This window comes from Treponema sp. HNW (assembly GCF_050320395.1).
GTDB lineage: Bacteria > Spirochaetota > Spirochaetia > Treponematales > Treponemataceae > Treponema_C.
Genome location: NZ_CP144459.1, coordinates 1,714,752 through 1,734,634, shown reverse-complemented (window position 1 = coordinate 1,734,634; position 19,883 = coordinate 1,714,752). Strand labels below are relative to the sequence as shown.

14 protein-coding genes and 2 pseudogenes are annotated in these 19,883 nt (G+C 46.9%); 13 read left to right on the top strand and 3 right to left on the bottom strand.

The features are described from left to right. Positions 1-4: 4 nt before the first annotated feature. Genes mutL through xseA form a run of 3 tightly spaced genes read right to left on the bottom strand, consistent with a single transcriptional unit; the run spans position 5 to position 3,393 of the window. Positions 5-1,930: a DNA mismatch repair endonuclease MutL gene (gene mutL / locus V1L52_RS07965; protein ID WP_428768564.1), complete on the bottom strand. Its 1,926-nt coding sequence runs from the start codon at positions 1,928-1,930 to the stop codon at positions 5-7. Positions 1,931-1,945: 15 nt separating this feature from the next. Next, positions 1,946-2,179: an exodeoxyribonuclease VII small subunit gene (gene xseB / locus V1L52_RS07960; RefSeq protein ID WP_428768562.1), complete on the bottom strand. Its 234-nt coding sequence runs from the start codon at positions 2,177-2,179 to the stop codon at positions 1,946-1,948. Then, positions 2,176-3,393 (bottom strand): exodeoxyribonuclease VII large subunit, encoded by a 1,218-nt coding sequence (xseA, locus tag V1L52_RS07955; protein ID WP_428768560.1) that lies wholly within the window; start codon positions 3,391-3,393, stop codon positions 2,176-2,178. Before xseA ends, xseB begins: the two co-directional genes overlap by 4 nt. Positions 3,394-3,814: 421 nt before the next feature. Between xseA and V1L52_RS07950 the strand changes: the two genes are divergently transcribed. The 13 genes and pseudogenes from V1L52_RS07950 (at position 3,815) to V1L52_RS07890 (ending at position 19,881) form a co-directional block, all read left to right on the top strand. Beyond that, positions 3,815-4,651: an Rpn family recombination-promoting nuclease/putative transposase gene (locus tag V1L52_RS07950; RefSeq protein ID WP_428768558.1), complete on the top strand. Its 837-nt coding sequence runs from the start codon at positions 3,815-3,817 to the stop codon at positions 4,649-4,651. Positions 4,652-5,005: 354 nt separating this feature from the next. Beyond that, on the top strand, positions 5,006-7,408 hold the full coding sequence (locus V1L52_RS07945) for a hypothetical protein (protein WP_428768556.1): 2,403 nt from the start codon (positions 5,006-5,008) through the stop codon (positions 7,406-7,408). 3 nt (positions 7,409-7,411) lie between these two features. Beyond that, positions 7,412-8,512, top strand: coding sequence for a glycosyltransferase family 2 protein (locus tag V1L52_RS07940; protein WP_428768554.1), 1,101 nt, complete (start codon positions 7,412-7,414; stop codon positions 8,510-8,512). Positions 8,513-8,602: 90 nt separating this feature from the next. Then, positions 8,603-8,935 (top strand): annotated as a pseudogene (locus tag V1L52_RS07935) (PD-(D/E)XK nuclease family transposase); the annotation flags it as partial. A 258-nt stretch (positions 8,936-9,193) separates the two neighbouring features. Then, positions 9,194-9,385 (top strand): annotated as a pseudogene (locus V1L52_RS07930) (hypothetical protein); the annotation flags it as partial. A 346-nt stretch (positions 9,386-9,731) separates the two neighbouring features. Beyond that, complete coding sequence (locus V1L52_RS07925; protein ID WP_428768552.1) at positions 9,732-10,502, top strand: MBL fold metallo-hydrolase; 771 nt, start codon at positions 9,732-9,734, stop codon at positions 10,500-10,502. 12 nt (positions 10,503-10,514) lie between these two features. Then, the gene (locus V1L52_RS07920) at positions 10,515-11,372 is read left to right on the top strand and encodes a methyl-accepting chemotaxis protein (RefSeq protein ID WP_428768550.1); all 858 of its coding nucleotides are present in this window, start codon (positions 10,515-10,517) and stop codon (positions 11,370-11,372) included. 112 nt (positions 11,373-11,484) lie between these two features. Continuing rightward, on the top strand, positions 11,485-12,972 hold the full coding sequence (locus tag V1L52_RS07915; protein WP_428768549.1) for a spiro-SPASM protein: 1,488 nt from the start codon (positions 11,485-11,487) through the stop codon (positions 12,970-12,972). Continuing rightward, a complete protein-coding gene (locus tag V1L52_RS07910; RefSeq protein WP_428768547.1) occupies positions 12,947-14,014 on the top strand; it encodes a hypothetical protein in 1,068 nt (355 codons plus the stop codon). Before V1L52_RS07915 ends, V1L52_RS07910 begins: the two co-directional genes overlap by 26 nt. Beyond that, the gene (locus V1L52_RS07905; protein WP_428768545.1) at positions 14,011-16,596 is read left to right on the top strand and encodes a cytidylyltransferase domain-containing protein; all 2,586 of its coding nucleotides are present in this window, start codon (positions 14,011-14,013) and stop codon (positions 16,594-16,596) included. The genes V1L52_RS07910 and V1L52_RS07905 overlap by 4 nt, the downstream gene beginning before the upstream one ends. Next, positions 16,593-18,254, top strand: a complete 1,662-nt coding sequence (locus V1L52_RS07900; protein ID WP_428768544.1) for an ATP-grasp domain-containing protein — start codon at positions 16,593-16,595, stop codon at positions 18,252-18,254. Before V1L52_RS07905 ends, V1L52_RS07900 begins: the two co-directional genes overlap by 4 nt. After that, positions 18,245-19,387 (top strand): N-acetylmuramoyl-L-alanine amidase family protein, encoded by a 1,143-nt coding sequence (locus V1L52_RS07895; protein WP_428768543.1) that lies wholly within the window; start codon positions 18,245-18,247, stop codon positions 19,385-19,387. Before V1L52_RS07900 ends, V1L52_RS07895 begins: the two co-directional genes overlap by 10 nt. Then, positions 19,384-19,881 (top strand): GerMN domain-containing protein, encoded by a 498-nt coding sequence (locus V1L52_RS07890; protein WP_428768542.1) that lies wholly within the window; start codon positions 19,384-19,386, stop codon positions 19,879-19,881. The genes V1L52_RS07895 and V1L52_RS07890 overlap by 4 nt, the downstream gene beginning before the upstream one ends. Positions 19,882-19,883 lie beyond the last annotated feature (2 nt).

Sequence of the window (19,883 nt, the reverse complement as noted above, 5' to 3'; positions counted from 1 at the left end):
CATTTCAGCGGGTACGCCGCACGGCACGGAACAGATCTTCTTTGGAAAGCCTTGTCCATACCGGCCGCCCGTGAGGACAGTGCGGGTCTTTGAGTGCAAATATATCGTCTAAAAGCTTTTGCGCCGTTTCGGGGTCAAGGATGTGGCCGTCTTTTACGGCGGCCCTGCACGCGCTTGTTGCGGCAAGACTGCGGATAATTTCTTCGGGGCTTGTACGCTTATCCAATAAATCGCTTTGTAAATCGCGTTCACCGCCATGCCATTTTATGGGAACGGTTTCAACCTCCCACCTGCCGCTTCCGCAGTTATGCATGGTAAAGCCCGCCTTTTCCAGTTCGGGAAGGAGGCTTTCAAGGTAGGAGTCGTCATCGTCCGAGGGAGTTTCCATAACAAGGGGAATTAAAAGCGCTTGCTTTTGCCCTGCGCTTTCCATAAAGCGCTCGAACAGGATACGCTCATGGCCCGCGTGCTGGTCTACCAGATATAAATCGTCGTTTTTTTCGGCAATTAAAAAAACGCCTAAAGCCGTTCCCACATAGCGTACTGCACTTTCATCTTTTTTATCGGCTTCCTCCGCGTTTTCTTTACCGTTCAGGGCATTGTCCGCGGGGGCCGCTGCAATACCCGATCCCGTTTCCGCATATGCACAAGCCTGTTTTTCGTAGAGTCTTTTTTCCGCCTTGTAAAAGGCCGACTTATACAGATCATTGTAAGAGCCGCTTTGTCCGCCTTCTGTATAAACCGCTTTGTCCGCAGCGTAATCTGCGAACAGTTCCCCGCTCCGGTTTTCGGCCTTTTGGGGTACCTCTCCCGAATATATCGGCTCCGAACCTGATGTTTTTGAAGTTCCGTTTTCGGCTTCCTTTACCAGAGAGGAAACGGCAAGATTTTTGTAAAAATTGCGTACTGCGGAACTTATGCTGCGGTGAACGGGCCCTATATCTTTAAATCGCACTTCTTTTTTTGCGGGATGAATATTAAAGTCCACCAGAGAAGAATCTATCGTTAAAAAAAGGCAGGCGGCCGGATGGGTTCCGTTCGGAAAATACGCTTCGGCACCGTAATCCATCGCCTGTAAAAGGGCGTATTCCTGTACGCGCCTTCCGTTTACAAAAACGTACATGAGTTTGCGGTCGCTTCGGTACACCGAAGTTTCGCCCAATACAATCGCAAAAGAAAAGGCTTCTTTTTTGTTTTCGGTATTTAGGATGTCCGTGTCCTCATCGGGTTGTGAGTGTATCTCGTAAAACAGGGCTTCTTTTTCGCCCATGTCCAAGGCGGCACAAAAGCGCCGGCTCAAGCTTTGCCCTGCCGGCAGGTCCAAACGGATTTTTCCGTCGCTTATAAGGCGAAAAGCCCTGTCGGGGAAGGGAAGACTTTTTTCGATAAAGGTTTGCTTACACAAAAGGTTTTCCGCTTGCGGCCGTTTTAAAAAGCGGCGGCGTGCGGGAAAATTGTCGAATAAGGTCCGGCATACAACCGTTGTTCCCAACGGAAGGGATGCAGGTTCTATACGGCGCTCGGCTCCCTCCGTACTCATCTTCCATGCTTCGCCGTTTCTGCTTGAAGTTATTTCCAAACGGCTGACGGCCGAAACGGAAGCAAGGGCTTCGCCGCGGAAACCGAGGGTCGAAAGCGATTCAAGGTCGGTATCCGAAACGATTTTACTTGTCGCATGGGCTCTGGCGCACTCTTCCAAATCCGCTTTTGTCATGCCGCAGCCGTTATCGGCAACACGGATAAGACTTATACCGCCTTCTTCTAGTTCCGCGCTGATTTTATCCGCACCCGCATCGACTGCATTGTCCAAAAATTCGCGCAAAACCGCGGCGGGGCGGTCTATAACCTCTCCTGCCGCTATTTTACGCGCAACATCCGGCTCAAGCTGTTTTACGGGGCGAAGCAGTGCCGCAGTATTTATCGCGTTCATAAACAGGGTGTTCCGTCAGTCGTTCAGGGAACTGAATAAATCGAGTTCAACCTTGTCCTGCGGCAAGGCCGGCTGATTCATAAGCTGTTGAATTTTACCTTCGATTTTATCCAATTCTTTTTCCATACCCTTGGCTAGGGTAATGCCTTCTTCAAACATTTTTAAAGCATCTTCAAGTTTGATATCGCTTTTTTTTATTTCGCTTCCCAGCTCTTCCAAACGCTGCAATCGCTGTTCAAAATTTTTCATATACTTTCTCCCGTTTTATTTCCCGTTTCAATTACATCCGCTCCGATTTTCCCTTCCGAAAGGGTAATGCAGAGTCTTTGACCGCTTTGTGTCTGAGCAGCTTTTCGTATTATTTCGCCCGTCTGCGCATCGCTTACCACCGAATAGCCGCGTGCCAAAATACTTTTGGGATTTGCATCTTCCAAAATCCGCCGGGCAAAGGCGATACGGTTTTCAGCTTCGTCGACGCGTTTTTGAAGCGAAAAAAGCAAATCTTCTTTTGCGTCGTCAAAACGCTGCAAAAGCGGCTGTTCTATCGTGCGCAAGCGAAGTTCAAGATTTTCCGCCGAAAAGGATTTTACCAAAAGCTTCATATTTTGTACACGGTTTTGCATAACCGCACGCAGGTTTTCGGCCGCAGACGATATTTGAAAGAGGATGCCGTCCAAAAGGGGAACGGCAAGTTCGGCCGCCGCCGAGGGGGTAGGAGCCCTCACATCCGAGGCAAAATCGCTTAAAGCCCAGTCTATTTCGTGTCCCACCGCCGAAATAACCGGAATAGCCGATTCATAGACGGCGCGCACCACACATTCTTCGGAAAAGGGGAGTAAATCTTCAAGCGAGCCTCCGCCCCTTCCGACAATGAGCACATCGGCAAGCGAAAAGGTATTTGCCCTTTTGATTTGAGAAGCGATTTGCTCCGCAGCCTCGGCTCCCTGCACGGCACAGGGAAGGACAATAACCGATATCTTGGGATTGCGCCTTCGGGTAATTTGTAAAATATCGCGTAGAGCCGCCCCTGTAGGACTGGTTACGACACCCACCCTGCGCGGGAAAAAGGGCAAAGTCCGTTTTTTTTCGGCATCGAATAAGCCTTCCGCGGCAAGACGCCGTTTACGCTCTTCGAGCATTTTAAGGATTTCGCCCGAACCCGATTCTTCCATTTTTTCTACGACAATTTGATAACTTCCGCGGGCTCCGTAAACCGATAAAGAACCGCTTGCCTTAACCTTCAGTCCGTCATAGGGAGTAAACGAAAGGGCTTTTGCCTTTCCTTTAAACAGGACGGCGGCAATAGCGGCTTTTTCGTCTTTAAGCGTAAAATAAATATGGCCGGTACTCGAAGGGCGGTAGTTTGAAATCTCGCCTTCAATCGTTAAAAAGGGAAAAGAACCTTCTATTAAGTCTTTAAGAATATCGGTTATTTCACTGACGCTGAATATTTTGGATTCCATCGTCCCTCCCTTGTAAGCAGTATAGGTTAATTTAAGGGAAAACGCAAGGAGGAATTGTTTCAACACCGAACATGGCATAAAACCGTGCTTCCTGCTCGGTTTTATGCGGGGTAATATATGAAAAAGACTGATTCCGATGATGTGTTCAAAATCACTCTGCGCAACGACTATGCGTTTAAAGAAAGCGGCTAAGATATCGCCGCTCTCTTTAACTCGAGTTTGTTTCAAAACCGCACGTCCTGTGCGGCTTTGAACTCCAGTTTTGAGCATAGCTCAAAACTGATTACTAACGGCTTTCCTGCACATCCGTGTGCAGGAGTTGAAACAGGATGTTTTACGTGCGGTATTTTACCGTCCAAAACATCGGGGATAATCGGCTTTAGGTGAGCACGTTTTCAAATGTGCTCACCGGTGAAACTGTATGAGCGAGGTGAAAGATATGTCCTATGCTTTTAAAAGTGTGGATGAACTCACATTCACCGATGATTTTATGTTCGGCACGATTATGAAAAACCCCGAAATCTGCAAAGGTGTTATCGAACGCCTGTTACACATTAAGGTCGGAAAAATCGAATACCCGTCTTTACAAAAAACAATCGCGCCCTTTTATGAAAGTAAGGGAATCCGTCTGGATGTCTATGCGGCCGACGATGAACGCACCTTTGACATTGAAATGCAAACTTCAATGCCGCCCGCCCTTGCCAAACGTACTCGCTATTATCAAAGCCTTATGGATGTCGATAATCTTCTGGCAGGACACGGCTATGATGAGCTTAAAGAAAGCTATGTGATGTTTATCTGTCTTACGGACCCGTTTAAACAGGGCTTAAGCGTATACACCTTCCACAATGTTTGTAGCGAGAATAATGCTCTTTTTCTTGATGACAAATCCTACAAAGTGTTTTATAATGCAAGTGCATACAACAGGGAAGCAAACACGGAACTGCATGCATTTTTAGAGTACCTGTGTAAAAAGCGGGCAACAAGCAATTTTCCCAAAAATATCGATGAGCTTGTTGAAACGGTAAAGTTAAACGAACACTTCAGGAGTACCTATATGTCATTGAATATCCGTGAATATGATTTACGCAGAGCCGGCAGAGAAGAAGGTGAAGCCATAGGGCTTGAAAAAGGCTTGCATCAAGGAGCCTATCAAAACAAACTTGAAACCGCAGCTGTAATGAAAAACAGAGGGTATGACCCCGATGAAATTTGCAGCATAACGGGCATAACAAAGGATATTTTACAAACCCTTTGAATCCCCTGCGTCCCCTGCGCTCTCCGCGGTTAAACTCAATCACCGCAGAGTTCGCCAACAGCGCAAAGAAAAATAAAAAAGGATACCAACTATACCCTCTAAAACCCCTGCGTTCCTTGCGCTCTCCGCGGTTAAACTCAATCACCGCAGAGTTCGCCAACAAAAATAAAGAAGGATACCAACTATACTCTCTTAAACCCCTGCGTTCCCTGCGCTCTCCGCGGTTAATTAAAAATGTGCATTTTTTTCTAAAAAAGTCTGTTTTTTTTGTGAGTTTTCGTGTATAATGTACAGTGTGGGATATTGTACCTCATTAGAATAAAATATCAGTCTTCTTCCCGCCCGGAGGTATGTATGAAAAAAATCGTTGTTGTCTTTTTAATTACGCTCGCTATAGTGATTGCCGGTTTATTGGCCGTTTCCTGTAATTCCGCAGTAAAGGATGAACTGGGTACCGTAGTCCTCGATTTCGGCGGCTCGGCGCGTGCCTTGGATTCAAACGCATTGCCCATACTTTCGACCGTGCGTATAAAAGCCGAAGTTACAAGCTCCGCCGGCAGAACGGTACAAGAGTATAATCCTGGCCGGGAAGGTAATATAAGCCTTAGTCTTCCGGTGGGCGAGCGGGTTGTTATAAAGCTTTCCGCCTATAATGCGTCGGGTATATGGTCGGGCTCGGTTACGCATACGGTTGAACCGGGTACGAATGCCGTCAGCGTCAAGTTGAGTAAAAAGATAGCCGGTTTAAACAAGCTGTTGTTTACGCAAGAGAATAAAGGTTCCCGTGATTACAATTTAACCTTCTACCTTGGCGGAAAAAAAGTTGACTTGAAAGCATCTTTCGTTCCCTATATCTTTGCCCGCGACAGTTTGGGAAGAGTGTATGTCGGATATGACAAGGGCATTCCTGAAATTCTCCGATATACAAGCGAGGGAGTTGAGGATAAAACAAAAAACCTATCTCTTGACTTTCTTGCAAACGATTATACAGCGGGGAAGATGTACGCTCATATTCCCGGCAGGTTAGTGCAGATAAAAGACAACCTGTCCGAATCGGTGGTTGCAACCGGACTTACCGGACGTATTTTTGCCGTCGATAACGGCCGCATTGCATGGGTCGAATTACCTAACCGGCTCAAGATTGCCCCGATTCCGACTATTTCCCCTTCCCCTCATTCGCTTGTCCCTCTTTTTGCAAGAGAAATCGGAAATGATATTAAAATTAAAGACTGTTTGCCTTCCGGGGTAACCGATATTTTTATCCGGGGCGGGTATACCTATGTCCTTTTTAAAACGGTGAATGAAACCATAACCGGAAATAATAAAGCGCTCTGCTCTTTAGGCGGTGTTGTCCGCTATAATATAAATAATTTGGCTGAAGACCCGGTAAAAATAGGTTTTGACAATGATCCCGACTTTGAAAACGGTGTATTGGAAGATTACGATTATTCCGAAAACTTTTACGGGGCGGTAAAGGTAATCGGCTTTGACGATGAAAACCTCTACATTGCCGACGACGGCTTTGATGCAGCTTATACGGATGATTATCCCCGTATCGTTAAAAACCGCAACCGCATCGGCGTACTTAACATGAAAACAAATGCGCTCAGCTTTATCGATGCCTATCCCGCAAAATGGAATAAAGAATGGAGCGAATGGAAGGGCACAAAGACGATTGTGTGGAAAAAAGCTAATGAGCATGCTCCCTTGAACTATTATCAGCTGGAAAATGCGGGTTCCCCGCTTCCTTCAACTTCGCTTGCACCCGGTATGACCGATATGTTTACCTATGATCAAGCGGGAAGTCTGTATATCTATAAGACTGTCGATAAAATACAGAAATTCAAATTAAAAGACGACGGTTCGTATGATACAACTTCGGAAGATCTTCCCATGGGGCTTAGTCCTAATGAATCAATGATAGGTTTTGCGGTCGATTTGTCTACAAAAAGCTTGTACTATGCCGTATATAATTCCGGTACTCCTGCTTCATATAGGGTTAAGAAAAGGACATGGACCGGTAATTTCGGAAATGCCGGTACGGCTTCGGAATTTTTAAGTATACCCGCTTCCTCGGGAACCGTGTCAGCCCTTGCCGCAAACAAAGACGGTGTATTCGCTGCGGTAAAGACAAAGTCCGGTAATTCGGTCAATGACACGTACAGTATAGAAGTGTATAAATATTCCCATGACAATGCCTCTGTTGCTGAAAAAACGATACCGATTGTTTCCGCTAACCCCCTGTATCAAGCTATCCAAGGAACCGATCCCGACAATAACAACCATAAAAAATATGTAGACGAAACAGTTACCGCCCTGCACATTAAAAACGGGGTTTTATATGCTCTTACCACCGAAAGAACCGTAAGGAGGTCTATTGATACGGAAGGATATAAGGGGCCCTCGTTCAGTTATATTACGGGAAAGCTCTTGCAAATCGGTAAGGATACAAGTTCCTTCGATGAAATTTCGGCGGGCCGAAGCGTAAAACAGCTGTACGGCTATAACCTTAAAGACATAACACCCGAAACTTCAGGAGATTTTGCTCCCGTCCGCTTTATCGCTATTAAGCCCAAAAAGCTTGTTATTGCATCCACCGGATATCTATATCGTAAGCCGCCTGAGGGGTATGCGGAATCCTCATACAAGCGAAAGATATATGAGTTTGACCTTGAAGCCGCCGCTATGCCGGCCGGAACCGCTCAGGATACAACAATATTTTATAAAGCATTTGGGGAATGTGAATATTCATGGTAGTAAGTGAATAAGATTCTTATAAGTCTTTCCGTTCCGGTGTACGGAACGGAAAGCACTTTGCCTGTTCTGTTGGACAGTATCTTGGAACAGCAGCCCCTCCCCGAAAGTTCGGTTCAGGAGGGGGCTTCCTTTTTAACTAAAGAAGCTTCTCTGCGCTCTTTGCGGTTTCCTCCCATCGAAATCCTCATCGCGGACGACGGAAGTCCCGGCGGTAAAGCCCTGCCTCAAATCCTCAAATCGTATACAAAGGCTTTAAAAAAGCTCGGCGTACATCTTGAACTTTTCAAACACGGGGCAAACCTCGGTACCCTTGAAGCCCGCCGCACCCTTGCCGAAAATGCACGAGGCGAATACATTTTTTTTGTCGACCCCGACGATACCCTTCCGCCCGATACCCTTCCGCTTCTTATCCGTGCCCTTTCGGAATCTTCAGACGGAGAGCACTCAGGCACAATGGGGAATTGCGGTGCCGATATAATTCACGGTTCAATGGATGTGTTTGTGAATAATCCGAATCCCGACGATCCGATTTTTAAGGAAAAATACGAGGCTCTGGTACACAAGGTACGAAAAGTACATACAGGAAGGCTTGAAGGGAATGCCGTCCTTAAAAATCTTCTTATTGAAGAAGGACATAACAGCCTTATCTGCGGTAAATTGATTAAAACCTCCCTTGTCCGTAAAGCCTACGAGAAAATACCCCATACCTTTTGTACCATGGCCGAAGATTTTTTGCTGTATTTTTTTATTGCCCTGCAAAATCCTTCTTATTACGGGATCGATACAATCATTTACAATTATTACAACGATGCGGGTATTACCTCCAAAGCCGAAATCTCAAACCTCGAACGCTGGGAAAAAGCCTGTTCAGCCGCTTCCGTTTTTACCGTGATTTTTTTGTATTTGGAAGAACATCCCCTCGACTCTCCCCGTGCCGCCGAATACCGTAAGGCAATCGCCGAACGCTGTACTTCCCACCTTGTGTCAAACATCCGCCACTTGGAGCGCGTTACCCCTTCTTTGCGCGAAGAAGCCTACGCAATGCTTTGCGGCTACTGGGGCGAAGACTATGTAAAGCAGGTGGAAAAAGCTTTACATAAGTAACAGTACGTTTTTTTTAATATCCGCACTTTTTTTTCTGAAAATGTGTCTTTTTTTTCATATCAGCACCACTAATATAAGTGGAGGTTAATTATGGGAAAGACCAAACAGACAGAAAACAAAGCGGAAATCTTAAACCCCAAAACCGACTGGGTGTTCAAATTGATGTTTTCGAAGGGCGAGGAAGGAAACAAAGCGCTGATCAGTTTTCTCAACGCCTTTTTGAAAGAAACCTACGGTGCCATACATACGGCAGATATTCTCAACACCGAGCTTATTCGTGAAAGCCCTAAAGGTGAAACCTATCACCTGGACTTGCTCGTCAAAACCGACAACGGCCTTATCGTGAACATCGAAATGCAGCAGTTTTGGAAAAGTTCCATTCCGCGCAGAAATCAGCTCTACCTTGCACGTACCGTTGCTAAAAATCGTACGTCCTGTACGATTTTTAGCTTCAAGTTTCGCAAGCGAAACTTGGGGATATATAGCATTTGTCGCCCTCCATGGCGGTATGCAAAAAAAGAAGCGAGGTATACGTTTAGATATTAGATGAAGCAGGTGCCGAAGCGTGGACAGTGCGCGCAAAAAAATCTGCACAAGCGAAGCGCGGAAGCCTTTTTGCGCGTGTGTCCGAGCGCATCGGCAAAATGCATCTTTATGAACGATATCTCCTCTCTTCCTTTTGTTGCCTTAAATGAACTTATCGGCTATACTATGAGTAAGGATATCGCGGATTACACGGCAAAGGATTTTTGGATACGGTTTTTGAGCAACTACGCGGAAGACAAACAAAGCGGTATGCTTAAAAAACTGTGTGCATTGGAGGAGGGCTTGGAAATGGCGGAAGCGACATTATGCAGAGTAACCGAAGAAGAGCGGCGTATCGCGTGGAAATTATCCACACAGCACTATTACGATATCCTTGCCGACGAACGTGCCGAAGGCAGAGAAGAAGGCGAAGCTGTCGGCCTTGAAAAGGGTGCCCGGCAAAAAGCTTTGGAAACAGCGGCTGCCCTTAAGCGGCTCGGGGTTGAACTCGATACAATAGCAGCCGGAACGGGTTTAACCCGTGAAGAAATCAAAAAGCTGTAAATTACTGTGTAATTAATCCGGTACGTTTTTGTTCCCCTGCGATTAAACTCCCATAAAAAACAAGTACTTATACAATACTTGCACATCAGGGCTTTTAGGAGTATAATTTTACAGCTAGGAGGCTCTCAGGATGATTCAAAACGACGACATACACGGCAAAATTCTGTACGAGGACGATGCGCATAAATTTATTTGGCTCGGATCGGAAAATAAATACCGAAAGGGTGCCGTGCAAACCATGCAGTACCTTATTATCAACAACGGCCGCGGCGTTTTACTTGATCCGGGCGGAGTTCACCTTTTTTCCCGTGTTGTAACCGCAGTAAGCCGCTTTATATCGGTCGATAAAATCGATACCATTTTCTTTTCGCACCAGGACCCCGATGTTTCTTCGGGTATAGCATTGTGGCTCGGCATTACAAATGCAAAGGTCTATATTTCCGAATTGTGGGTGCGTTTTTTGCCCCACTTCGGCATAGTCGATACAAAGCGTATGGTCGGTATTCCCGATAAAGGTATGGATATTATGCTTGCATCCGGTTCGCGTATGTGCTGTATTCCTTCCCACTTTATGCATTCACCGGGGCAGTTCGGTTTATTCGATGAAAGATCCCGCATTCTGTTTACGGGCGACATAGGGGCGGCGGTTTTCGCGGAAGGCGAAGAAACTCTCTTTGTAGAAGATTTTGACGCCCACATGAGCTTTATAAAGGACTTTCATACGCGCTATATGGCATCAAACAAAATCGTACGCCGCTGGGCCGAGACGGTACGCCGTTTGAATCCCGTTATGATTGCCCCCCAGCACGGAGCCGTATACAAGGGCGAAAACGTGGATAAATTTTTGAATTGGATGTCGAATTTACAGTGCGGTATCGATTATATCGATGCCTTGTTTTAACGGATGTGTGCAATGAGTGAAAGTGCCGTTATTGAAAATTTTTCCGATGTTATAAATCGAACCGTTGTTCATTATAATAAAAGCATTGTATTGGATTTTTTAACCAGCCATTCTTTTTCAATCATTAACGAATCCATGGGCGAACTGCAAAAAGGTTTCGACACGATTGTTTCTTCTTTCGAGCAGATTCAGGCAAGCGGTGAAGCTTCTTCGGCAAATACCGGCCGCGTAAACGGTATGATGTCCGATATTTTGAACAGCAATAAAAAATTGCATGCCGAAATAAACGAACGGGTAGGGGAGCTTGAAGCCGCTTCAGTCAATGCGCGCAATGCTGCCGCCTCTTTTGAAGTGCTCAAAGAAAGAACCTCCGATGTTGCCGATATGCTTGCCGGTATCGAAGATGTATCCGTAAAAACGGGTATTTTGGCGATAAACGCTTCGATAGAAGCTGCCCGTGCCGGAAAGGTAGGAAGCGGTTTCCGTATTATTGCAAACGAAGTGCGCTCTTTGGCAACTCAAACGGGTGATTTTACCCAAAAAATCGAAGCAAAACTGAACGAATTCCGAGCAAGCGTTGACGAAATAAATAAAAGCATGACGCTTTTTATCGAGCTTTTTTCCCGATTCCAGCAGTCGTTTACGGGGGTTTTAAATAATTTTAACCAAAATGCCGAAACCCTGAATGAGGCGGGCAATTCCTTAACCGAGATAACCGCTTCGGTAAAAGAACAGGCTTTGGCTATGCAGGAGGGCTTGCGCTCATTGGAAAAGGTAAACGATTCCCTGCACGATACCAAAGCTATTTTGGACGTTGTGCAGACAAGTCATGCCTTTTTGGATACCCTTTTGGAGCAAAAGCAGGATTAACAAAGGCGGCAAAGCGTACGGACAGCCGAAACCCCGGCGGTTTTAAAGTCGATTGTTCTCCCTTATGTTGTTCACCTTTATAAAGAACTTTTAATTGCCGATATTTAAGAAGATGAAACCCTTTGTATTTTTAATTGAGGCCGGTTTAAGGTCCTTTGCAGATGAAAAATTGTTTGCAGGTAAAAGCGCGCGCGAAAAAGCCGAATTATGGGCTGCCGAAACGCAGGATTCCTGCGGAACCGATTGCATAAAAACGCCTGTAAGCCTTCCGTCCCTGCTTAAACACATGTGCGGGCAGCTGTCCGCCCGCAATGCCGACACCGCAGTTCTTGCCTTTGCCGACTGTCCCTTTTTAAACGCGGCTCTTACCGCCGAAATGCTTGATTTACATAAAAAATACAGGGCCGAATATACCTTTGCCGACGGCTATCCCTACGGCTTTACGCCTGAAATAATCGATGCGGGAACGCTTAAAATCCTCTTGAAGCTTGCCGAATCAAAAGAAGACTTTACCCAAGGCGACGTTAAACCGGACAGCCTCTTTTCTCTTATAAAAACCGATATCAATTCCTTTGAAATCGAAACCCTTATTGCGCCTCGGGATTACCGCTATTTGCGCCTTAATTTCAGCTGTTCTTCAAAACGCGATACCCTCGCATGCCGCCGCCTTTTTAATCTTTTACCCGATTGTACAGAGGCCGCCCTGTTATGCGAAAAGGCGCGCTCTACGGCCGAAATCCAAAGAACCCTGCCGGCATTTTACAATATACAAATATGTTCGTCCGAAGGCGGCGAAAGCATGTACGAGCCGGCAGTTACAACCTCCGCGCTGCCGGCTTCCATGGAGCTTGCCTCATTTAACACCCTTTTAAAAAAAATAAGCGATTTTTCAGACGACGCGGTTATAAGCCTATCTTTTTTGGGAGAACCCCTGAGGCATCCGGACTTTGTGTTGTTTGCCGAAGCGGTTGCATCTTATAAAAATCTTTCCCTTTTAATAGAAACCGACGGACAAAATCTTGACGAACAAACGGCTGTGCGCATACAAAAAGCCTTTTCCGCTCATAGACCGGGTTCGGGAGTCGATGCGCCTGTAAACTGGATTGTAAAACTCGATGCATGCGATGAGCAAACTTATAAAACAGTCCGCAAAAAAGGCAGTTTGGAAGCTGCCGAAAAAACTGCAGCCCTTTTAAAAACGCTGTTTCCGGGTGCGGTGTATCCGCAAATGGTACGCATGAAAGCGAATGAACATCAGTTGGAAGCGTTTTTCAGGCGCTGGAAAGCCGAGGGGGAGCTCATTATTCAAAAATACGATTATATAAGCGGCCTCTTGGAAGATTTACGTCCGGCCGACTTATCTCCTGCAGTCCGTACCCCCTGTTGGCATATTAAGCGCGATATGTGCATTTTAGCCGACGGAAGCGTTCCGCGTTGTAAAACGGCCGTCTTTTTTTCCGAACCTTCATACGGAAACGTTTTTACCGAAGAATTGGAAACGGTGTGGGCCAGGGGTGCCGAAAAACTTAAAGAACAGTTACAAGGTCTTTATACCGGAACATGCGAAAAAAGCGATGAATACTATACCTTTAATTTTTGACGAACGTAAAATCAAAAGAACCGTTTTGGGTACAAGTGCGGCCTTCGGCTTATCGGGCGATTCTTTTATCGGGGAACCGACCGAAATGCGTAAAAACGCTTCGGGAAAGGCGACTTCGTCTTCTTCCGCCGGTTCTCCGCTTGATTCTTTTGCCGTTGTGCTTTTAAATCGCGGCGGTAATCATTATTGCTCGCAAAGTTTGGAAAGCCTGGCCGCCTGCGGTTTTAAAGAAATAGTTGTTGTTGAAAATTCCGGCAAAAGTTACGGCTTGGAAGAATTGTCTCAGCGCTTTCCCTATGCGAAATTCATTATTCCCTTGGAAGATGTAAACTGCGGCGATATGATTAATATGGCGATAGGTGAAATCGTTTCTCCCTTTGCCCTGGTTATCTGGGACAATATGAAAATCCGTGAGCCGGTAGTATCCCCTTCTCTTGCCGAACACATAAAAAAATCCGCTCCCTTGTGTACGGCCCCGCTTTTGGCATCCGATTCTTTACATACGCTTCCCGTATGCATAAAGCCCGATATAAAAAACACCGTTTTTTCGGCTCGCTGCACTGCCGTACAATTTCCTTCCGGCTGCGATACCCTGAAAACCCTTTATCCCTTTGACTTTATCGGTATCTATAACAAAGAAAAATTTATGAGGCTGGGAGGCTTCGACTATACCTTCGATATTCCCTATTGGCAAAATTTGGACTTTGCACTGCGCGCTTGGCTGTGGGGAGAACGGATATGCATAAACCGTTTTTTTCGCCTCTCATACGAGGGAGAAGCCCCGCTTGAAGACAGCAGTGCCGATTATGCGCAGCTTACCTTTTTCCTTAAAAACTGCGCTCCGGTTGTCCGCTCGGATTATGCCTATATACCCCTTATACGCTTTTTCGATTTTTGCCGCCGTTATCCGGGAAGTCCTTTCAGAGCGCACGGATTGTTTTCCGCCGCCCGCTCATGGGTGCGTACAAACCGATTCCGCTATAAAACCGACATCGGCCGTCTTATAGAGAATTGGGATACACCCCTTGAGGAGCCCCTATGACAGCGGTTATCGTGCAGTGCCGTCTTGCCTCTTCCCGCTTGCCGAAAAAGGCCCTTCTTCCTTTGGGCAGTACCGGAAAGCCGCTTTTTTTATGCACCCTCGATGCGATGAAAAAGGTAAAAGCCGACACATATTGGCTCGCCTGCGATGCGGCTTCTTACGATGTTCTTGCCCCCCTGTGTGAGCAAAACGGCTGGAACTGTTTCGGCGGAAGTGAAAACGATGTGTTAAGCCGTTTTTGCGGCATTATCGAAAAAACGGGCGCTTCCCGTATTATCCGGGCAACGGCCGATAATCCCTTTTTGTGTTACGAGGCAGCTCGGGCTTCAATCGACGGATATAAAAAGCGCGGCTGCGATTATTTTACCTTCAGCGGTCTTCCTCACGGAAGCGGGGTTGAAGTGCTTAGCGCCCGCGCCCTCCTTCACGCACACGCACGGACAACGGACGCCTTTGAGCGCGAACACGTAGGTCCTGCCCTCTATAATCATAAAGATGTTTATACCTGCATCTTTGAACAGGCGCCCGCACAGTGGAATATGCCTCATCTGCGTACTACCGTCGATACGCCTGCGGATTACCGGCGTGCACAGCGCATATGCCGCTTTTTGGAAGATTCCGCAGAGTCTGCGTCGGCTGCCGTTCCGCCCTTTGCGTTTTCGCATATTCTGCGCGCTTTGGAGGATAAAAGAGTGCATTCTCCCGTCCTTGCCGTTCCTGCCGTTGGCGAGGGGCGGGGTACGGGGCATTTGAGAAGATGCCTCTCTTTGTGTCAAAGTGCTTTCTCGCAGGGCGGCCTCTCCGTCGATCTCCTTATCGACGAAAAAGCCTCCGACGCCGCCCGCTCCCTTATAGACGAAGCGCTCTCTCTTAAAAAGATTCAGCCCGTGCACATCCTCAATGAAATTCCCGAAGCCGGAGAATATGCTTTAATTCTTACCGACAGCTTCCGCCTCGAAAAGAAAAAGGGAGAACGCCTTTTTTCTCTTGCGCCGGTTGTCTCTTTTGACGAGGGTCCCTATCCTGCCGATATAGATTGGAGCGACTACCTTGTCGATATTATTCCGCCGCTTTATAAAAAGCGCTTGCTCAATTTGAATGCCCCGTGTTTAATTCCGCTTCCCCCCGATCGCTTTGCGCGTTTTAAAATCGAAAAAGGGCAAGACGGAAAAGAGCATAATAATATACAATCCGTATTACTGTGTATAGGAGGGGAGGACCCGGCCTCATTGAGCCGTCCCGCCCTTAAAGCTCTTGCCGATTATGCGCCTTTGTGTGAAAAAAGGGGCTTTACATTACGTGTTTGTGCGGTTCTTCCCCCGCAGGTACGGGAGGCGGTACAAAACATCCCGTTTCCCTCGTCTTTTTCCCTGTGTGCATCCGTACCGAATCTTTTTTCCGAAATACATACATACGATCTGGTGATTACCCATTACGGTTTTACCGCCTTTGAAGCCGCCGTTTCAGGATGCGCTCTTTTGTTGCTTGCAACCACATCCCTTCATAAAAAGCTTGCCCAAAAATACGGCAGCCCCTGCCTTTCAAAAAAAGATTTAAAAGCTTCAGTTATAGACCGCCTGTGCTCGAAGCCGGACCGCCTGATTCCCGAAAAACTGCGCACAGCCTTATCGGTAAAAGAAAAACGGGCAGCTCCCCTTTCTCTTGTCGAAAATCTGGTTTCGGCTGAAAGATACGGCTGCCCTCTGTGCAGCGGCGCTGTTTTACATAGCGGCTCTGTTTCACATAGCGGTGTAAAATCCTGTCGGCCGGATAAGGTCATTGCCCGCGATCCGATAAAAACAATCAGAAGATGCAAACGCTGCGGCATGCCCTATATCGGCTTTTTGTCCGATACCGAAAAAAAATACGAAGCATCGTACTTTTTTGAAGAATATAAAAAACAATACGGCAAAACCTATCTTGAAGACTTTGAATCGATAAAAGCACAAGGGCTGCGGCGTATCGCCCTCATAGATAAAATTACGGGTAAAAAAACGGATGGGCAAAAACGGCTTTTGGATATAGGCTGTGCATACGGAGCCTTTTTATCCGCCGCCTCGGATTCTCGTTGGGCGGCTTCGGGAACCGATATCTGTTCCGATGCGGTTTCCTATGTACAAAACACTTTGGGATTTCAAGCTCAAACTTCCGTCTTTCCCGACTTTTCAAGCAAAACGGCCTTTGACGCCGTTACCATGTGGTTCGTTATCGAGCACTTTTCCAATCTCGATGCCGTTTTGCGCAAGGTATCGGAATTGACAAAACCGGGCGGCATTTTCGCTTTTTCAACCCCTTCTGCATCGGGAGTTTCCGCACGTTTTTCAAAAAAACGCTTTTTCCGCCAAAGTCCCGCCGATCATTTTACCCTGTGGGAAATAAAGCGCTGCCGCCGCATATTACGTACATACGGTTTTAAAGTGTGTAAAATCGTTTCGACAGGTCATCATCCGGAGCGTTTTCCTTTTTTTAAAATCGACTCTCATAACCGCTTTGCTCTTTTTCTAAGTAAACTTTTTTTACTGGGCGATACATTTGAAGTGTATTGTAAAAAAACCGAAGGCAGTATACGAGGTACCATATGAAAAAACACGTGTTGATATTGGGCGCAAGCCTTATGCAAAAACCGGCCGTTGAAGCTGCGCGGGATTTAGGCTGCCGTATAACCCTTGTTGACGGTAATCCCAATGCCCTGAGCCGCTCCTATGCGGACAGCTTTGAACAAATCGATTTAAAGGATACCGAAAAAATAGTCGATTTTGCCCTCTGTTTACGGCAACACGAGGGTTTACACGGCGTTTTTACGGCAGGAACCGATTTTTCCTATGCGGTTGCACGGGCGGCCGAAGCATGTGCTCTTCCCGGACACAACAGTGAAGCCGCTTTGAGGGCAAGCGACAAAGTGCTGATGCGCTCCTGCTTTGAAAAAGCGGGCGTTCCTTCTCCCCGTTTTGTCGAAGCCGATGGGCGGACGGTATCTTTGGATAAAAAAGGATTACTCTCCTGGCTTAAAAAAAATGCCCTTGACTTTCCCCTGGTCGTAAAGCCCTGCGACAATATGGGAGCGCGAGGCTGCCGTCTTGTACACTCCGCCGATGAATTTTCAAGCGCACTGAGCGATGCCGTCCGTTATTCAAAAACCGCCCGTGCCGTTGTCGAAGAGTATATGGACGGCCCCGAATTTTCAATAGACGCCATTGTTTGTCAGGGCGAGCTTACCGTTACTGGTTTTGCCGACCGCCATATTTTTTTCCCCCCGTATTTTGTGGAAATGGGGCATACGATTCCCTCAAATCTCGCCTCCGGCCCGCGCTTTCAATTATTTAAAACCTTTGCCGAAGGGGTCCGGGCGCTCGGTTTAAGCTGCGGTGCCGCCAAGGCCGACATCAAACTGACTTCCCGCGGCCCCATGGTAGGCGAAATTGCGGCCCGTCTTTCGGGAGGATATATGTCCGGCTGGACCTTTCCCTATGCCTCGGACTTAAATCTGACGCGCGAAGCCTTATCGATTGCCCTCGGAGAACCTCCGGAGGCGCTGTCGGCAAGGCGGGTAAAAACCGGTATTGCCGATTCTCCTTTCGAGATTTTTGAAGTACCCTGTGTACGCCACTGTGCAGAGCGTGCCTGGATTTCGATTCCCGGAAAAATAAAGGAAACGCTTTTTTTCGAAAAAGCCGAAAAGCGTAACGGCGTATGTGATTTTTTTCCCCGCGCCCATGTAAACGATACGGTCGATTTTCCGCAAAACAATGTGGAAAAAGCGGGGAACGTACTGGCTTGCGCTCCGGGTTACGAAAAAGCATCGGATTGTGCCGCAGCAGCGGTTAAAACCGTCTTTTTGCGTCTGGAAGAGCGCAATATTACAAGCGGCCATTTTTTATTTCAAGCCCTCGATACCGCTTATCCTCCTTCAGCCTTTCAGCTTCCGCCCGATGTTTTACGGAAGCTGGAAACCCTTGAGTATTCTCAAAAATCACCCGTATGTCTTACGGAAAAAATGCATATACGGCTTCCGCCCGTTTTGGAAGACTGTGCAGACCTTACCGATTGGAACGGCCGCAGTTTGCGTGAAACGGTCGATTTGTATAATGAACTGTATAAAAAACAAAGCGCTCTTCCTAAATCGGGCGAAGTCTTGTATTCTTCTTCGTTTTCGGACAGGGAGTTTTGGCACTGCCTCATCCGCGGCGGACTTCAGGGGGCCGTTTTTTACTTTGATTCACGGAGGAGCGAATGCTTATAAAAAAAAGTAAGGCAGCCGGCTTTTTTCGAACATACACGGTCTTGTTCCGGTGTATCGTTTTATGCGGTTCCGTGTTACTCCGGGCCGGAACTCCCGATGCCTCTTCTCCGGGAGGGCAGGAAACTCGGTTCCCCTCCGGGGGAACAGTCAAGCAGGTTTCAGGAGGCTTGATTTCCTTTCCCGATATTGCAAAACAAACGGATTCCGTCCTCCATTGGGACGCTGTGGCCGCAAACGGTTTACTCGAAAAAAACGGGCATTTTTTAAGTTTTTCGGCCCATCATCCCTTTGTAATGCTCGACTGTCTTGAAATGACTCCGTGCAGCCTTCCGGTAAAGCAGGGCGCCACCCTCTATGCCTCTGGCGATTTTTTCGATACGGTAAAAAATATCTTCGACAATCTTCCTCCGGAAGTCCATTTCCGTATCGGCGCCATTTTAATAGACCCGGGGCACGGAGGCCGGGATCCGGGAGCCGTTGCCGACTATACCGTCAAGGGTAAAAAACAAACCCTGCGGGAAAAAGATATAGTTCTTTTTACCGCCAAGGATTTATACAAACGTTTAAAAGAAAAGTATCCGGATAAAAAAATCATGCTTACGCGCAGTACCGACGTTTTTTTAACCCTCAATCAGCGTACCGATATAGCCAATACGGTAAAGCTTGCAGAACACGAGGCCATCCTTTACGTATCGCTGCACGCAAACTCCGCCTTTTATGCAAAGGCAAAGGGGTTTGAAGTGTGGTATCTATCGCCGGGGTATCGGCGAACCCTGATTAAATCAACCGGCAGCGACAAAGACAAGGATGTACTGCCTATTTTAAACTCGATGATGGAAGAAGAGTTTACCACCGAAAGCATCCTCATTGCAAAATATATTCAGGACGGAATCAGGGCGCAAGTAGGAAACTTGACGATTGACCGCGGCATAAAAGAAGAGGAGTGGTTTGTCGTACGCAATGCGAATATGCCCAGCGTGTTGGTTGAACTGGGTTTTGTAACAAACGAAGAAGAAGCAATGCTTCTTTTCGATAAAGACTACTTGCGTAAATTATCCGTTGGGATATATAATGGCTTAACCGCGTTTGTAACGCATTTTGAAGAATCGAGAGGATTTACCGGCGGAAGATGACGGAAGTAAAAGACGTATTCAATAAAATAAAACCCTTTATTCCCCGAGACGCCAAGGGGCTTTTTCTTGCAATCACGATTGCGGCATTTGTGTTTTCCTTTGTTTTTTATCTGGTTTTTTATCCGGGAACTAAAAAGCTTTTTTTATTCGAATCCCTGGATAATACGGACCTCTATGCGGAAAGCCGTTTTATTCCCCGTAATCGTACCGGGTCTTCTCTTGAATATTTTTGCGATGAATTGCTGCTCGGTCCCCTTAGCGATCGGTACCGCCCCCTTTTTGCACGCGGAACCGGAATGCGTGCTTTTTTAAAAAAACGCGGCGGAACCCTGTATATCGATTTAAATGAAAAAGCCCTGTTTCAAAGCGGCATATCTTCCGAGCCGAAAACGGGCTGCCGCCTTCTTGAACAAAACATACGGAAAAATTATAATTCGGTCGATAATATAGTAATTACTATGATGGGCCGTGAAATATACGGATATACCGATTAAAT

Excerpts from the sequence above, each read along its gene's own strand:
- mutL (WP_428768564.1), bottom strand. The coding sequence starts at position 1,930 with ATGAACGCGATAAATACTGCGGCACTGCTTCGCCCCGTAAAACAGCTT.
- xseB (WP_428768562.1), bottom strand. The coding sequence starts at position 2,179 with ATGAAAAATTTTGAACAGCGATTGCAGCGTTTGGAAGAGCTGGGAAGC.
- xseA (WP_428768560.1), bottom strand. The coding sequence starts at position 3,393 with ATGGAATCCAAAATATTCAGCGTCAGTGAAATAACCGATATTCTTAAA.
- V1L52_RS07950 (WP_428768558.1), top strand. The coding sequence starts at position 3,815 with ATGAGCGAGGTGAAAGATATGTCCTATGCTTTTAAAAGTGTGGATGAA.
- V1L52_RS07945 (WP_428768556.1), top strand. The coding sequence starts at position 5,006 with ATGAAAAAAATCGTTGTTGTCTTTTTAATTACGCTCGCTATAGTGATT.
- V1L52_RS07925 (WP_428768552.1), top strand. The coding sequence starts at position 9,732 with ATGATTCAAAACGACGACATACACGGCAAAATTCTGTACGAGGACGAT.
- V1L52_RS07920 (WP_428768550.1), top strand. The coding sequence starts at position 10,515 with ATGAGTGAAAGTGCCGTTATTGAAAATTTTTCCGATGTTATAAATCGA.
- V1L52_RS07915 (WP_428768549.1), top strand. The coding sequence starts at position 11,485 with ATGAAACCCTTTGTATTTTTAATTGAGGCCGGTTTAAGGTCCTTTGCA.
- V1L52_RS07910 (WP_428768547.1), top strand. The coding sequence starts at position 12,947 with ATGAATACTATACCTTTAATTTTTGACGAACGTAAAATCAAAAGAACC.
- V1L52_RS07905 (WP_428768545.1), top strand. The coding sequence starts at position 14,011 with ATGACAGCGGTTATCGTGCAGTGCCGTCTTGCCTCTTCCCGCTTGCCG.
- V1L52_RS07900 (WP_428768544.1), top strand. The coding sequence starts at position 16,593 with ATGAAAAAACACGTGTTGATATTGGGCGCAAGCCTTATGCAAAAACCG.
- V1L52_RS07895 (WP_428768543.1), top strand. The coding sequence starts at position 18,245 with ATGCTTATAAAAAAAAGTAAGGCAGCCGGCTTTTTTCGAACATACACG.
- V1L52_RS07890 (WP_428768542.1), top strand. The coding sequence starts at position 19,384 with ATGACGGAAGTAAAAGACGTATTCAATAAAATAAAACCCTTTATTCCC.